Origin of the sequence: Thiohalocapsa halophila, assembly GCF_016583825.1 — a bacterium.
Taxonomy (GTDB): domain Bacteria; phylum Pseudomonadota; class Gammaproteobacteria; order Chromatiales; family Chromatiaceae; genus Thiohalocapsa; species Thiohalocapsa halophila.
This window is the reverse complement of the sequence record NZ_NRRV01000025.1, coordinates 65801-78908: the sequence shown is the minus strand read 5'-3', so window position 1 is coordinate 78908 and position 13108 is coordinate 65801. Positions and strand designations below refer to the sequence as shown.

The window sequence follows — 13108 nt, the reverse complement described above, 5'->3', positions numbered from 1 at the left end:
GCGCACTGCGGGCACCGGCGGATGGCGTCGGGGGCATTGGGTCTCGATTGAAATGATTGGCTTGTTTGGCTATTCTAATCGGCTCGCGGTTGAGCCATGGCAGCGCAGACCCGGCGCCCTCCCCAGGCCCCCTGACGCTCTAGGCCGGCAAGCCGCATCCCGGAGAGGTGTCCGAGTGGCTTAAGGAGCACGCCTGGAAAGTGTGTATAGGTTAGTAGCCTATCGTGGGTTCGAATCCCACCCTCTCCGCCAATTCCCCCGGCGTTTTCCCCCCGGCGTTGGCCGATCATCCGCTGCTGTGTCGGCGGCTCGGCGATTGGCGCAGGGCGGTACTGACCATTGCCCCCAACGCCAGCCACCGCGGCGGCGACTGTGCCGACCTGCCGCGCCGCGCCGCGTCGAGCGCTCCGCGGCGCTGGCTCGCCGCTTCTACCGCTTCGCCTGCGCCTTCGCGAAAGCCTCGCGCACCGGGTGTCCCGGCGGATAGGTGCGAGCCTTGGACGCGCTGACATTGCTGATCCCGCCCTCGCGGAGCTCCCGCAGCAGCGCCTTGGTCTCCGTCGCGGAATGCCTGAGATAACCGACCCTGGCGGTGCAGATGTCGATCAGGTCCCGGCCCGCGTCGTCATAGCAATTCGACGCGCCGCACTTGCCTTGCGGCGCCAGCTGCGCCTGCACCTGCGCGACACAGGCCGCCCACTCGGCTTCGGTGGCGTAGCGGACCCTCCCGTCGGCTCTCGACACGCCGTCGGATGCCAAAGTGCCACAGCCGGCGACGAGCGCGGCCGCAAGCAATATGGTGAGCGTCCTCATAGCAGATGCCGGTGCCAAATCGGCGTTTCCTTAAGTGTAGACCTCGCGCAACGCCGACGGTGGCGCCAGTGGCGCAGAGGCTGACTGGCGCGCGGGCCAGGTGGCCGTTATGGACTCATCGATTGTTCTGTCGACGTTTTCGTTGGTTTTCCTCGCGGAGATGGGGGACAAGTCCCAGCTGCTGGCGATGACCCTGGCACATCGCTACCGGCCCGGGCCGGTGATCGCCGGCACCTTCGCAGCCTTTGCGCTGTTGAACCTGCTGGCCGTGCTGGCCGGCGGGGCGCTTGCCGAGCTGGTCCCTCAGGAGCTTGTGCTGCTCGTTGCCGCAGGGCTTTTTCTCTATTTCGGCTACCGGTCTTGGCGAGACGCGGACGGCGACCATGACGCGGACCCCGAGGCGGCAGCGGGCGGCCGGGGTCTCATCATCAGCTTTACGCTGATCTTCGTGGCGGAGCTCGGCGACAAGACGCAGTTGGCCGTCATCGCGCTGGCGGCCGGCACCGGCGACATCTGGGCGGTGTTCGCAGGCGGCACCCTGGCGCTGTGGGGTGTATCGCTGCTCGGCATCCTGTTCGGCTGCACCTTGCTGCGGCGGCTCCCGCAGCACTGGGTGCATCGGACCGCGGCGCTGCTGTTCGTCGCGTTCGGGCTATTGGCGCTCGGGCATCTCTTATTGGCGGCGGGCGCGCCGCTGCCCGCGGTGCAGGCATGACTCGGCGATCTATTCTGCTGCCGTGGGAGCGGCATCCCTGCCGCAACAACCCTGGCCGTGCAGTCAGCACCGCGTCGCGGCCAGAGGCCGCTCCCACAGGCCGACTTGCCGCCGTGGGAGCGGCATCCTTGCCGCGACGATCTTGGCGCCTCGGCCGGCATTTGGCTATCGCGCTACAACGACGCGCTGAGCAAGATCTTGGATCCCGTAATTGCCATGATCGATGTGCCCCGTCGGGCTCGGGTTGCCGTGCTGCAACCACCGGCGGTAGGTGCGTACCGACACACAGAGGGCATCGGCTGCCTCTGCAGGGGTCAAGCGTGCGCGCTGCTGAAGGGCGCGCAGCGCGGTCAGATTGGCCGCGAAGCCCTCGGCGAGCAGCGCCGATTCCGGGCCTTCTGCCCAGGCGCCGCGCGGGCTGGCGCTGTCCTGCCTCGGATCAGCGATTGCGCATAATGTATATTATGTCAATTCCAAGGAAGCCCCATTTCTGCGAAAAGAGCATGGAATTCCACCGTTCGAACTGCGCGATCATCTTGGCGCCTGAAGACCCTTCACCGGAGCCTGCCATGGTGCCCTCGCCGGTGTGCGCACAGCCGTCGCGCGTTCATGTGTTCGTCCTTCTGGTGGCCCTGGTCGTCAGTCCCGCGGCGGCGCGCCAGATCACCGACCAGAGTGACGCCGCCTTCAACGGGTCTGTCACAGTTGACTGGCCGCCCGCTGAATTCTCTCCTGGTCAGAGTACGCTGTCCTTCCAGCGCGATGGCGTAACCTTTACGCTCGTCGCGAACGTCCGGCCTGAGTTGATCCGATCTTGCGCGGACGTAGGGTCGACCTTTGACACTGGACTTTGGATTCCGTCGATCGAGAATCAGGGGTTGACACTGACCATCAATCCGCCGGTCGAGGCTATCGGCTTCAACGGCTATCCTGGGGATGGCGGCCCTGTTGGACAGTTTATCGGGACCGAGGACAGCGAAACTGTGCGACTGGGCTTCGCCCAGGGATTTATCGGCGCGGCCGATATCGGTGAGATCGACGCGGTGTCCTTTGCGCTCGACTTCAGCTTCTTCTGCCTGACCGACATGGTCTTCTTGCCACCGGCCACTATTCCGGGCGGGGACGCGGACCTACAATTAGTCAAGACAAATGCCCTGCCGACAGTGGGTGCGGCACCCGGCGAGGCGGTCGAGTTCCGTTTGGACGTCGACAACCTGGGGCCGGATGCCGCAACCTCCACTCGGCTCTTGGATCTTGTACCGCGTAACCCACTCACAGGCGGCAGCCTATTTGCAAGTGCCGACGGCAGCTTCGACTTCGACGCTTTGGCATCTACGGCGAGATGGTCGTTGGGCGCTGTTGCTGCACAGGACTCGGAAACCCGGTCGCTCACCGTCACCATGCCGGCCAGCCGGCTCGCCTTCAGCTGTCACTCGCGCATCTTGAACGTTGCGACGCTCGGCAGCGATACGCCCGATTCGGGACCGACTAACAATCTGTCTACGGCGGTCGTGCTCTTCGACGACCCTGCCCTACCGACGCGAGAAATCTGCGGGAACAACATCGACGATGACTGCGACGGCCGTTTCGATTGCGCCGATCCGGACTGCGATTGCCGCCCGGCTTTGCCTCGCGTGGGAGGTGGCGGCGGGAATGGATGCAATTCGGGCTTCCCGCAGGGCCTTGTGGAAATCGACGGCAGAATTTTTGGCGGCACTTGCGGCCCGCTAATCGACACGGATGGCGACGGCCAGGACGAGCCCGCCAACCCCGCCGAAGATCATGCTTGCGAAGTGCCACGGGGACGTTGTGGTAATGCGACAGTTCCGGCTTTCTGCTGTGACCCGGGTACCTGGTCCAACCCCAGTGCAGCCAACCTGGCTCGCGTACAGAGTTCCTGCGATGTCGGTATCCCCGGCTGTGTGCCGCGGGACCCGAACTACAAAGAAGCACAGCCCTATACGAACATCGCCGGCTATGGCTACATCGGCGCGGGCGAAACCATTACCTACACTATCCACTACGAGAATGTCGGCGATGCGGACGCCACGGACGTTCGTATCATTGATGTCTTGGACGACGATCTCGACGACACCACGCTCGTTGTCGACGACGTCGACCTTGCGTGGTCGTACGACCCGGGCACGCGAGTCCTGATCTGGGAGGACCCCCTGCTTCCGCCGTCGACCCCTCGTAGCGTCAGCTTTTCCATCGATATGCGAACCGACGCTCTTCCTGGGACGCGAGCTGCCAACGACGCGACGATCGTCTTTCCTACCGCAGACCAGCCACGAACCGATACCAACGTCGTGGAGCATGTGGTGCCCGATCCCACCGCCGACCTGGCCGCAGATCTCTCGGTGTTGCGGTGCACAGGCACTGGCACACAAGGTGAATATGAGGTCGCGCTGGTCAACTCGGGTTTTGGCTTCGCCTACAACGTCACCGCAACGGTGACGGGCGCACCCCCGTCGGTAACGGTTCACGATGGGGCTGTGGCCTTTTCGCATCCGGATGATCCTGATCCGCGAACACTAGCGTCGGTGATCCCAAACGCAGTGACCACCAGTCACGACACCATTCGCTTGAGTGGAAGCCATCCGGTGGATGCCTGCGAAGCCCTTGATTGGCAGATCACCTGGGAGAACGGCGCCGACGAGGTGTTCGAACGGGTGCAGGAGCCCGCTGCCGGTCGTACCTGCGACCTAAACGCAGATGCGGCAGTGGATATCATCGATGTTCGCGCCCTACTTGGCCTCCGCAATCGGCCCACTGATGCAGGCTCTGTGTTGCATGACCTCGATCAAGACGGGCGCATCACCATACTTGACGCCCGCGGCTGCGTTCTCGCGTGCGACCGTCCCCGTTGTGCGGTGGGCAGCTAGCAACTGCTGGAGCGCGGACCGGCCATCAGACTCGACGGAGCAATCGCCATGCATACTCAAGTACGACAGATCGTCATCGCCGGATGGCTTGCACCTCTGTTTTTTTTCGGCAAGTTGGCTGCTGCAGCAGAAATAGGCTTTGCGCCCGCAGTCCAGGATGCGTCGGACGGAGATCGCGTCATTCTGGATATCATGGTTGACGGGCTCGGCGAGGACGCTGGGCCTTCCCTCGGTGCCTTTGATATCGACGTGATGTTTGACGCTGGCGCAGTAGGTTTCGTGAGCTACACCATCGGCGCCGACTTGGGCTTCTTTTTGGACGACTCCGATACGAGCACGGTCGACTCAGGGGTGATCGACCTCGCGGCGTCAAGCCTTGAAGACCCTTCAACATTGACCGCGATCCAGGGTGCCACCGTCGAGCTTGCAACGATTGTCTTCGATGTCATCAGCCTACCTGAGGCATCATCAACCGTTGTTGAGATCGATCCGGACGACCCATTCCTTGCGCTAAGCGACGAAGACTTTCAGCCGCTCGTCATCAACGGTTTTTCGGACGCGCGTATTCGTAATCCCCCTGCTGGCGCTCCAGCGCCCGGCTCCATCATACTGCTCGCTGGTGGATGGGTACTATTGAATGGCGTCAACCGCGACAAGCCGGCGCGCAGCAGTCGCCGCCGAGGCTCTTAGTGCCGTCCGTCTCACCCCTTCACCGCCGGCTCACCTGAGCCCTCCCGTTGTTCGGTTGTAGGACGGCTGGCAAAAGCGGTGGCGCTGCTCCGAATTTCTAGCTCGGAGCCCTTGCTGCTTGCGGCTACGACTAAAGCACGTACCGCGCCAACGCCATATCACCCGCCTTCTGGTCCTGCTGAACGGGTGCGGCCTCCCAATAATGTCCTCAGCCGAAGCACTCGGCCCCGAACTGATCGAGCCAGCGTGCCTCGGGGTAGTGCTGCTTGGCGCGGGCGATCTCCCGGGCCAGGCGCTCGGTAAACGTGTGCTTGCCGTACTCGGGCGCGGCCGCGAGGTAGAGGGTGTGTTGGCGCTCGCCCTCATGGTCGTAGAACGACAACGTGCCGACCATCGCTTCGCGCCACCCCTCGCGGCCGGCCATCGGGATCATGGCCCCGTCGAGGCTGACGGCGACGGTGGCGATGCCGCCGGTGAGCTGTGGCAAGTCATACTCCCAGTCCTCTTCCTTGGCCGCGGCGATGTTGCCGACCCACTCGGCCACGTGCTGGATGTAGGAGGGGGCCACCGCACGAGCATGGTTCTGCGCGAGGTCTCTCTGTACGGCGCGCGCGTTGAGCTGCGCGTACTTGTGACTGATCTGGCTGGCGAACAACGGCGTGGCGCCGCGCACGATCCGCGCCTGCTGCTCCAGCGGGCAGTAGATGCGCCCGCCACGCGCGGTCTGATAGACATGGCGCTCGACCTCCACCGCGCCGTAGGGCGTCTGGTAGACCTTCGGGTCGCAGCCGCGCGCGGTGAGCTTCAGCGCCCCGACGCGGATCGGGCTGCCGTCGGTGTCGAAGCGCTTCAGCGCCTCCTCCGTGGCGCAGCACCCGACCGCGTTGGTCGCTTCCTGGATCGCCTCCTCCATCTCCCACAAGCTGCCCGCAAGGCGCACTGTCACCGCCACCGTGACCTCTTTGCCCGACCTGCTGATCACTTCTGCCATGGCTTCGCCTTCTGATGCTGCCTCAGGAGGTTACAGCATACTCCTCGAAGCAGCATCATGTTAAGGCCGCACCCTGCTGAACCGTACAGTACGTCCACCCTCGCTCGGAGTGAAGCCATCTGCGTGTGACGCATTTCGCAGTTTCGGCGCATTAGCCTTTCTGCAGGGGGATCGATGGTCACCTCTCATGATCTGGCGCAGCAGTGGCGACAGAGGGTTTGCTTAAGGTGACAACCGCAGTCAGGCCGCCGCTTGGCGTCTCTGTACTGCCGTCGAGAAGCGCGCGTGTCGCGACGTCCGTCCGCAGCCGTCGCGTCGATCGCGTTCGCAAAACCCGTCTGCTAGTCCGCCACGGCCAGAGCGAGGAGCCGACCCATGACCAAAGATCACCGTAACGATCGGAAACCGCAGAGCACCCAGGCCCCGGACGGGGTCGACCGTCGGGCTTTCATGAAGGGCGTGGCGACGGCCACGGCTGTGGGCGGCCTGCTGGGCCCGGGTGCGGCGCTGGCCGGCAACGGCAACGGCAACGGCCAGAAGCAAGGCTGGCTGCCCAAGGGCCTGCAGGCACCGCCCAGCATCAACGGTAACCAGAGCGGTGAAGCCTATTGGGCCAAGGTGCGCAAGGCATTCGAGCTCGGTAACGACTACATCCATATGAACACCGGCACCACCGGCTCCTTGCCGGCGTTCGCGCTGGGCAACCTCGGCACTTACAACCTCTACAAGTCGCAGGACCCGAAAGACTGGGAAGACAACCTCAACAGCGACTATCCCGACCTCTTCCCGCTCGGTCAGTCGCTGTTCGGCCAATCGGCCCTCGCCGCCCGCCAGCAGCAGGTGGCCGCCGCCTACAACGCCGCCGCCCCCTCCGAAGTGGTGCTGAGCTACAACACCACCGACGGCTGCAACCTGATCTTCGCCGGCACGCCCTGGCAGCCGGGGGACCGCATCGTCACCACCAGCTTCGAGCACCCGGCGCTGACGGGCCCCATGGCCTGGGCGGCTGCCAGTCGCGGTGTCGAGGTGGTCACCATCGACATGGGCCAGATCTCGCCGTTTACTGCCGGCATCACGGTGCAGGACGTGCTGGACCTGTTCGAGCCGGCGCTGGCGGCGCCGCTGCCGGCCGGGGCCAAGCAGTATCTCGCCATCTCCGACATCTTCTACAAGAACGGCCTGCGCCTGCCGGTGGAGGACCTGTGCGCCCTCGCCCGCGCTTATGGTGCCTACAGCATCGTCGACACGGCCCACGGCTTCGGCATGCTGCCCATCGACTTCCAGAGCTATGGCGCTGACTTCGTCTCCGGTGCGGGCCATAAGTGGCTCTGCGGCGGTCCGGGTACGGGCATCCTCTACATACGCAACACCGGGGGGAATCTACCCCCGTTTGATCTAGGCAATTTCTTCTTGTACGCCTTCCTCTCCCCCGGCGACATCGCCAACCGCCAGTACGACCCGAGCACCTGGGTACAGCTGCGCGGCGAGAACAACCGCCCGGCGCTGTATGCGATGACCGACGCCCTGGCCTTCTGGGAGCAGATCGGCATCGATGCCATCTACCAGCGCGGCGTGGAGCTCGGCAATTACCTGAAGGCCAAGATTGACGCCCAATGGCCCGGCTCCCTCTGGGTGGAGGCACGTCCGCCCTATAGCCCCTTCGCGACGGCGCTGACCTCATTCAACCCCTTCGTCGGTCGGGACGACGCTGCCAGCTACAGCGCGCTGCGCGCGGCCATCAGCAGCGTGGCGGATGCGCTGGCAGCGGAAGATCCGAAGATCTATATCCGCTTCGTCACCTGGCCCTCGAGCACCGCGGCATCCAGTGACGACCGCGTCGGCTTCCGCGTCTCCACCCACGGCGTCTACAACAGCTACGACGAGGTGGACTACGTGTTCGACCGGCTGATCTACGCGGTCCAGCAGACGGGTCTGCCGACCATTTGATCATTTGATCCGGCGCTGGCGCGCCGGGCGCCCCGGCTCGTCGCCGCTGCGCCGGCGACCTTGGGCGCGTCTGGCAGCGGCGAACGTCAGACGCCCTGCCCGGCCCGCTGCGCCAGCGGCGGGCCGCAAGTGGCGGCAATCAGCTCCACGGCCTCCGCCGGCGTATCCACCAGCGCGAGCTCCACCTCACCCGGACTCACGGTGCCGACCTCGTAGAGGCGCTCCAAGGCCACGTCCAGCAGCGGGCGCCAGAACGCGCGCCCCAACGCAATGCAGGGAAAGGCGTGGAGCTTGCCGGTCTGGATCAGGGTCAGGGTCTCGAACAGCTCGTCCATGGTGCCGAAGCCCCCCGGCAGGAAGATGAAGCCGGACGAGTACTTGACCAGCATGACCTTGCGCACGAAGAAATAATCGAAGGTCAGCACCCGGTCCAGGTAGGGGTTCGGGTGCTGCTCCAGCGGCAGGCGGATGTTGCAGCCCACACTGTGCCCGCCCGCTTCCTGTGCACCGCGGTTCGCGGCCTCCATCACCCCAGGGCCGCCGCCGGTCATCACCGTGAAGCCGGCCTCGGCCAGCGCCGCTCCCAGCTCCCGGCCGAGCCGGTAATACTCAAAGCCCAGCCATTAGTGCAGCGCGCGCAGGATGCGCTGCACATGGCGGCGATGCAGGCTGTTGTGCACGGCGGCCAGCGCATGCCATTGCGCCGCCGAGAGCTCGCCGAACCAGGGGTGCGGGTAGCGAATGCCGGCGCGCAGGTTGCCGAGCTTGTCCACCATGTCCGTATAGCGCTCCACCACGTTGGCCAAGTCGGTCAGCTGCTCCGGCCCCGCCTCCGGCACCGGCTTGAAGTCCTCCACACGCACGTCGTCGGGCACGTCCAGCCCGGAATAGAGCCGCGGCAGGATCGCCGCAATGGCCGAGTTGACAATCACCAGGTGCTCCAGGGTCATATACACGGACCAATGGCGGCTGCTGTCCTCGATGCCGAAGAACCGCCCTACCAAGACCCGTCGGCGGCCGCTGGCTGCGTCGACGCTGCGCCCCAGCGCAATGGCGCGCTCACCCTCCTGGCGAAACAGCTCCGTGAGCCGGTCCTTGGACAGAAGGTTGGCGGCGGTGCGTATGCCCGCACCGATGAGCTGGCGCTCATACCAGGGGATGCCCGCACCGGGCGGGTCGAGCTGTGGCCTGTCGGTATCGCTCATCGCCTGTCTCCATCGAATACGGCGCAACTACTGGCGCGAGGGTTGCCGCCAATATTGCAAGAGGCCGCCGCGCTTGGGCCCTGTGGGGTCGGCGCCCGGCCTGCCCGCTGCGCCCGGTGGTGCTCTCAGGTGCCGCCGCCCTGCTGCTGCTTGCCCCAGGTATCGCGCAGCGTCACGGTGCGGTTCAGCACCAAGGCGCCCGGGGCCGCCTGCGGGTCGACGACGAAGTAGCCCTCGCGCTCGAACTGGAACCGTGTGCCGGGTATGGCGTCGGCGAGCGACGGCTCCACCACGCAGTCCGTGAGGGTGGTGAGCGAAGCCGGGTTCAGATCGGCCCGGAAGTCGCTATCGCCTGCCCCCGGCTGCGGCACGCTGAACAGCCGGTCATACAAGCGCACCGACGCCGGCACGCCATGCGCGGCGGACACCCAGTGGATGACGCCCTTGACCTTGCGGCCTTCGGGCTTGCGGCCCAAGGTCTCGGCGTCCACGGAGCAGCGCAGCTCCGCGACGGCCCCGGCCGCGTCCTTCACCACCTCGTCGCAGCGGATGACATAGGCGTTGCGCAGACGCACCTCGCCGCCCGGCACCAGGCGCTTGAAGCCCTTGGGCGGGTCTTCCGCGAAGTCCTGCCGGTCGATGTAGACCTCCGCGGCGAAGGGCAGCTCGCGCGCGCCCATGTCCTCGCGCTTGGGGTGGTTCTGTGCGGTGATGGCCGTCGGCGCGTCCACGGGCAGGTTGGTCAGCACCACTTTCAGCGGGCGCAGCACGGCCATGGCCCGGGGCGCGTTGTGGTCGAGGTCGTCGCGGATCGTGCTCTCCAGCATGCCCATCTCCACCAGGTTGTCCGCCTTGGTGACACCGATGCGCTCGCAGAATTCCCGGATGGACGCCGGCGTGAACCCGCGCCGGCGCAGCCCGGCGATGGTGGGCATGCGCGGGTCGTCCCAGCCGTCGACGATGCCCTCCTCCACCAGCTGGGTCAGCAGCCGCTTGCTCATCACCGTGTATTCCAGGTTGAGCCGGCTGAACTCGATCTGCCGCGGCTTGCAGGGCACCGAGACATGGTCCACGCACCAGTCGTAGAGCGGGCGATGGTCCTCGAACTCCAGCGTGCACAGGGAATGGGTGATGCCCTCGAGCGCATCGGAAATGGGGTGCGTGTAGTCGTAGGTCGGATACAGGCACCACTCGCTGCCGGTCTGGTGGTGGATCACGCCGTGGCGGATGCGATAGAGCACCGGGTCGCGCAGATTGATGTTGGGCGCCGCCATGTCGATCTTCGCGCGCAGGGTACGGGCGCCGTCCGGGAACTCGCCGGCGCGCATGCGACGGAACAGCTCCAGGTTCTCGTCCACGGAGCGATTGCGATACGGGCTGTCCTGCCCCGGCTCCGTCAGGGTGCCGCGCCGGGCCCGGGTCTCTTCGGCGGAGAGATCGCAGACATAGGCCAGGCCCTGCTGGATCAGCTCCACCGCGAAGCCGTAGAGCTGCTCGAAGTAGTCGGACGCGAAGTAGATGCGCTCGTCCCAGTCGTAGCCGAGCCAGCGCACGTCCGCCTTGATGGACTCGACGAACTCGACGTTCTCCTTGTGCGGATTGGTGTCGTCGAAGCGCAGGTTGCAGCGGCCGCCGTAGTCGGCGGCGATGCCGAAGTTCAGCACGATAGACTTGGCGTGGCCGATATGCAGGTAGCCGTTGGGCTCCGGCGGGAAACGGGTGTGCACCTGCTGGTGCTTGCCGCTGGCCAAGTCCGCGTCGATGATCTGGCGGATGAAGTTGGTACGGGGTGTGTCGCTCATCAGCATGATCGGTAGCACAGGCCGCGACGGGCGCCAGGATGCCGCCACCGGCACCGCGCAACCGCCGCGATGGACATCGCAGCATACTTGCTTGCAAGCCTGCTTAGAAGGGCGCATGCCGGATCGCCGTCAAGCGCGGTGCACCGGCGCGCCCGCTGCGGCTGCCACGAAGCGAGGCAGTGGCGGGCAGCGCTCAGCGACTGCTCGGCACACCACTCGCGGGCGTTGGCGATTGCCCTGAATTACAATCCGGACATTTGCCAGCGGCGGTTACGATCACTAACCTGTCGCACGGTTGGTCGCAGGGCTGCTGCGCGCGCAGCCGGTCGGAAGCAGTTGTTGGCCCGGTAGGCGCAACCGCTCATTCATTCACCCGCAGGAGATCGAATTCATGCAGAGAGCCATCCCACTCGCCGTGCTTGCGCTGTGCAGCGGCTTCGCGGCCCAGGGCGTCCTCGCCCAGGCGCAGCAGGGCCAAGCCGGCGGTGCCGAAGCCGCCGCCGAGGCCTTCATGCAAAAGCTGGACGCCGACGGCAGCGGCGGCATTTCCCTGGAAGAGGCCACCGCCCCCCAGATGGAGCAGTTCAAACAGAACGACGCCGACGGCGACGGCTTCATCACGCCCGACGAAGCGAGTGCCGCCTTCGCCGAGCAGGTGCCGCCGGAGATGATGGAAGCCATGAAGGAGCGCGGCATGCCCAACCCGGGCAAGACCTTCGTCGAGAACCTGGACCAGGACGGCGACGGCAAAGTGAGTCTTGAAGAGTTCGAGCAGCCCACCAAGGAATCTTTCGCAGCCATGGATACCAATGACGACGGCATCGCCGACGCCGAGGAGGCCGCCGCCTACTTCGAGCAGATGCAGGCCAAGATGCAGGAGCGCATGCAGCAGATGCAGCAGCAAATGCAGCAGCAACAGCAGGCGCCTGCGCAGTAATCCCTGTGCAGTAATCCCTGTGCAGTAATCCCTGCGCAGTAATTATGGCCCCGCGCGCTGCGCACGGCACGGAAAGCGTGCCGGGCGGCGCGTGTCGAACGGACCAAGGCGCCCACCAACCAAGCTCATGCCGCCGCCGCGGCGGGCGCAAGGTCAAAGCACTCGCATCAGCACCCCGCCGGCATCCGCCAGCGCGCCCGCTGCCATCTCCGCCCCGTCAGTGCACCCCCCATCCGCCGGGCTCAGATCCAGGTCGTAGAGCATGTCGGCACCCATGCGGAAGATGCGTGGTGCCAGCCGCAGCGCGTCGGCGAGCCGCTCCGTGCGCGGCAGACTGAGCCCGGGGCGACCCTGACCGATAAGGAGCGGCGCCACAGCGATCTGGAGCCGCGACAACAGCCCGGCGGCCAGGAACCGGGACACGGTCACCCCGCCCCCTTCCACGAACAGCCGCGTGAGCCCCCGCGCCGCCAGCGCGGTCACGAGAGCGTCCAGGCGCAGTCCGGTGTCATCGTCCGTCGGCAGTGCCAGCAATCCCGCCGCACCCGGTGGCGTCGTCGGTTGCGCGTGCTCGGCCGTGCAAAGCAGCGTCGGCGCTGCCTCGTCCTGGAACAGGCGGTGCTCGGTAGCGAGCCGTCCCCTGGGGTCGAGCACGACGCGGACGGGGCTCGGCCCGGGCACGAGGCGCGTCGTCAGGCGCGGGTCGTCGTTGACGACGGTGCCGGCGCCCACGATCACCGCGTGACAGAGCGCCCGCATCCGATGCAGGTGCAGGATATTGTCAGGGCCGGTGACGAAGCAGGAGTCGCCGCCGTGGGTAGCGATGCAGCCATCCAGGCTCTGGCCCAGATGCCCCACCACCCAACCATCGGCGTCGTCGGTGCACAGGGGCAGGTACAGACTGACGAGATCGCGCGCCGCCTGCGGCAGGCTCGGACGCATTTGCCAGCCGCCGTCGGCGTCTCGGCACAGCCAGCCGGCCGCTTCCGGGGGCGCTGGCTCGGCGGTCCCCGCCACCGCAGTGCCGCGCCCGGCGGCCGCCAACAGCGCCAGCCAGGCCGCAGCGGCCGACTCTGCGGCAGCATCTTGCTCCGCTTGGGTGACCACGCCCATTGCCTCCGGT

Annotated in this window: 12 protein-coding genes and 1 tRNA gene; 6 read left to right on the top strand and 7 right to left on the bottom strand. The window is 66.0% G+C overall.

Features of this window, described 5'->3' with window-relative positions; all coding sequences use genetic code 11:
- The first annotated feature begins 161 nt into the window (after positions 1-161).
- Positions 162-252 (top strand) — tRNA-Ser (locus CKO31_RS12115).
- Positions 253-429: 177 nt separating this feature from the next.
- Here CKO31_RS12115 and CKO31_RS12110 read toward each other — a convergent pair.
- Positions 430-813 (bottom strand): hypothetical protein, encoded by a 384-nt coding sequence (locus tag CKO31_RS12110; RefSeq protein WP_200237631.1) that lies wholly within the window; start codon positions 811-813, stop codon positions 430-432.
- Positions 814-922: 109 nt separating this feature from the next.
- Between CKO31_RS12110 and CKO31_RS12105 the strand changes: the two genes are divergently transcribed.
- Positions 923-1528, top strand: a complete 606-nt coding sequence (locus CKO31_RS12105) for a TMEM165/GDT1 family protein (protein WP_200237628.1) — start codon at positions 923-925, stop codon at positions 1526-1528.
- Positions 1529-1693: 165 nt separating this feature from the next.
- On the opposite strand, the gene CKO31_RS27660 is transcribed toward CKO31_RS12105, so the two are convergent.
- On the bottom strand, positions 1694-1873 hold the full coding sequence (locus CKO31_RS27660; protein ID WP_369075129.1) for a helix-turn-helix domain-containing protein: 180 nt from the start codon (positions 1871-1873) through the stop codon (positions 1694-1696).
- A gap of 158 nt (positions 1874-2031) precedes the next feature.
- Here CKO31_RS27660 and CKO31_RS12095 point away from each other — a divergent pair, with 158 nt between their 5' ends.
- Both CKO31_RS12095 and CKO31_RS12090 read left to right on the top strand, forming a co-directional pair.
- Entirely contained in the window at positions 2032-4413 is a 2382-nt protein-coding gene (locus CKO31_RS12095; RefSeq protein ID WP_200237624.1) for a DUF7619 domain-containing protein, read from the top strand.
- 48 nt (positions 4414-4461) lie between these two features.
- A complete protein-coding gene (locus tag CKO31_RS12090; protein ID WP_200237622.1) occupies positions 4462-5103 on the top strand; it encodes a hypothetical protein in 642 nt (213 codons plus the stop codon).
- A gap of 208 nt (positions 5104-5311) precedes the next feature.
- On the opposite strand, the gene CKO31_RS12085 is transcribed toward CKO31_RS12090, so the two are convergent.
- On the bottom strand, positions 5312-6094 hold the full coding sequence (locus CKO31_RS12085) for a hypothetical protein (RefSeq protein WP_200237619.1): 783 nt from the start codon (positions 6092-6094) through the stop codon (positions 5312-5314).
- 375 nt (positions 6095-6469) lie between these two features.
- Between CKO31_RS12085 and CKO31_RS12080 the strand changes: the two genes are divergently transcribed.
- The gene (locus tag CKO31_RS12080) at positions 6470-8041 is read left to right on the top strand and encodes an aminotransferase class V-fold PLP-dependent enzyme (RefSeq protein WP_200237617.1); all 1572 of its coding nucleotides are present in this window, start codon (positions 6470-6472) and stop codon (positions 8039-8041) included.
- An 86-nt stretch (positions 8042-8127) separates the two neighbouring features.
- Here the strand turns inward: CKO31_RS12080 and CKO31_RS12075 are convergent, their stop codons facing one another.
- From CKO31_RS12075 to CKO31_RS12065, 3 genes are all read right to left on the bottom strand, one after another.
- Entirely contained in the window at positions 8128-8592 is a 465-nt protein-coding gene (locus tag CKO31_RS12075; protein ID WP_242475319.1) for an LOG family protein, read from the bottom strand.
- Between the two features lie 72 nt (positions 8593-8664).
- Complete coding sequence (locus tag CKO31_RS12070) at positions 8665-9246, bottom strand: DinB family protein (RefSeq protein ID WP_200237614.1); 582 nt, start codon at positions 9244-9246, stop codon at positions 8665-8667.
- A 125-nt stretch (positions 9247-9371) separates the two neighbouring features.
- Positions 9372-11048, bottom strand: a complete 1677-nt coding sequence (locus CKO31_RS12065; RefSeq protein ID WP_200237612.1) for a glutamine--tRNA ligase/YqeY domain fusion protein — start codon at positions 11046-11048, stop codon at positions 9372-9374.
- Positions 11049-11439: 391 nt separating this feature from the next.
- Between CKO31_RS12065 and CKO31_RS12060 the strand changes: the two genes are divergently transcribed.
- A complete protein-coding gene (locus tag CKO31_RS12060; protein ID WP_200237609.1) occupies positions 11440-11985 on the top strand; it encodes an EF-hand domain-containing protein in 546 nt (181 codons plus the stop codon).
- A 153-nt stretch (positions 11986-12138) separates the two neighbouring features.
- Here CKO31_RS12060 and CKO31_RS12055 read toward each other — a convergent pair whose 3' ends face one another.
- Positions 12139-13098 carry a RibD family protein gene (locus tag CKO31_RS12055; RefSeq protein WP_200237607.1) on the bottom strand — a complete coding sequence of 320 codons (960 nt, stop codon included), beginning with the start codon at positions 13096-13098 and terminating at the stop codon, positions 12139-12141.
- Positions 13099-13108: the final 10 nt, after the last annotated feature.

Excerpts from the sequence above, each read along its gene's own strand:
- CKO31_RS12110 (WP_200237631.1), bottom strand. The coding sequence starts at position 813 with ATGAGGACGCTCACCATATTGCTTGCGGCCGCGCTCGTCGCCGGCTGT.
- CKO31_RS12105 (WP_200237628.1), top strand. The coding sequence starts at position 923 with ATGGACTCATCGATTGTTCTGTCGACGTTTTCGTTGGTTTTCCTCGCG.
- CKO31_RS12095 (WP_200237624.1), top strand. The coding sequence starts at position 2,032 with ATGGAATTCCACCGTTCGAACTGCGCGATCATCTTGGCGCCTGAAGAC.
- CKO31_RS12090 (WP_200237622.1), top strand. The coding sequence starts at position 4,462 with ATGCATACTCAAGTACGACAGATCGTCATCGCCGGATGGCTTGCACCT.
- CKO31_RS12085 (WP_200237619.1), bottom strand. The coding sequence starts at position 6,094 with ATGGCAGAAGTGATCAGCAGGTCGGGCAAAGAGGTCACGGTGGCGGTG.
- CKO31_RS12080 (WP_200237617.1), top strand. The coding sequence starts at position 6,470 with ATGACCAAAGATCACCGTAACGATCGGAAACCGCAGAGCACCCAGGCC.
- CKO31_RS12075 (WP_242475319.1), bottom strand. The coding sequence starts at position 8,592 with ATGACCGGCGGCGGCCCTGGGGTGATGGAGGCCGCGAACCGCGGTGCA.
- CKO31_RS12070 (WP_200237614.1), bottom strand. The coding sequence starts at position 9,246 with ATGAGCGATACCGACAGGCCACAGCTCGACCCGCCCGGTGCGGGCATC.
- CKO31_RS12065 (WP_200237612.1), bottom strand. The coding sequence starts at position 11,048 with ATGAGCGACACACCCCGTACCAACTTCATCCGCCAGATCATCGACGCG.
- CKO31_RS12060 (WP_200237609.1), top strand. The coding sequence starts at position 11,440 with ATGCAGAGAGCCATCCCACTCGCCGTGCTTGCGCTGTGCAGCGGCTTC.
- CKO31_RS12055 (WP_200237607.1), bottom strand. The coding sequence starts at position 13,098 with ATGGGCGTGGTCACCCAAGCGGAGCAAGATGCTGCCGCAGAGTCGGCC.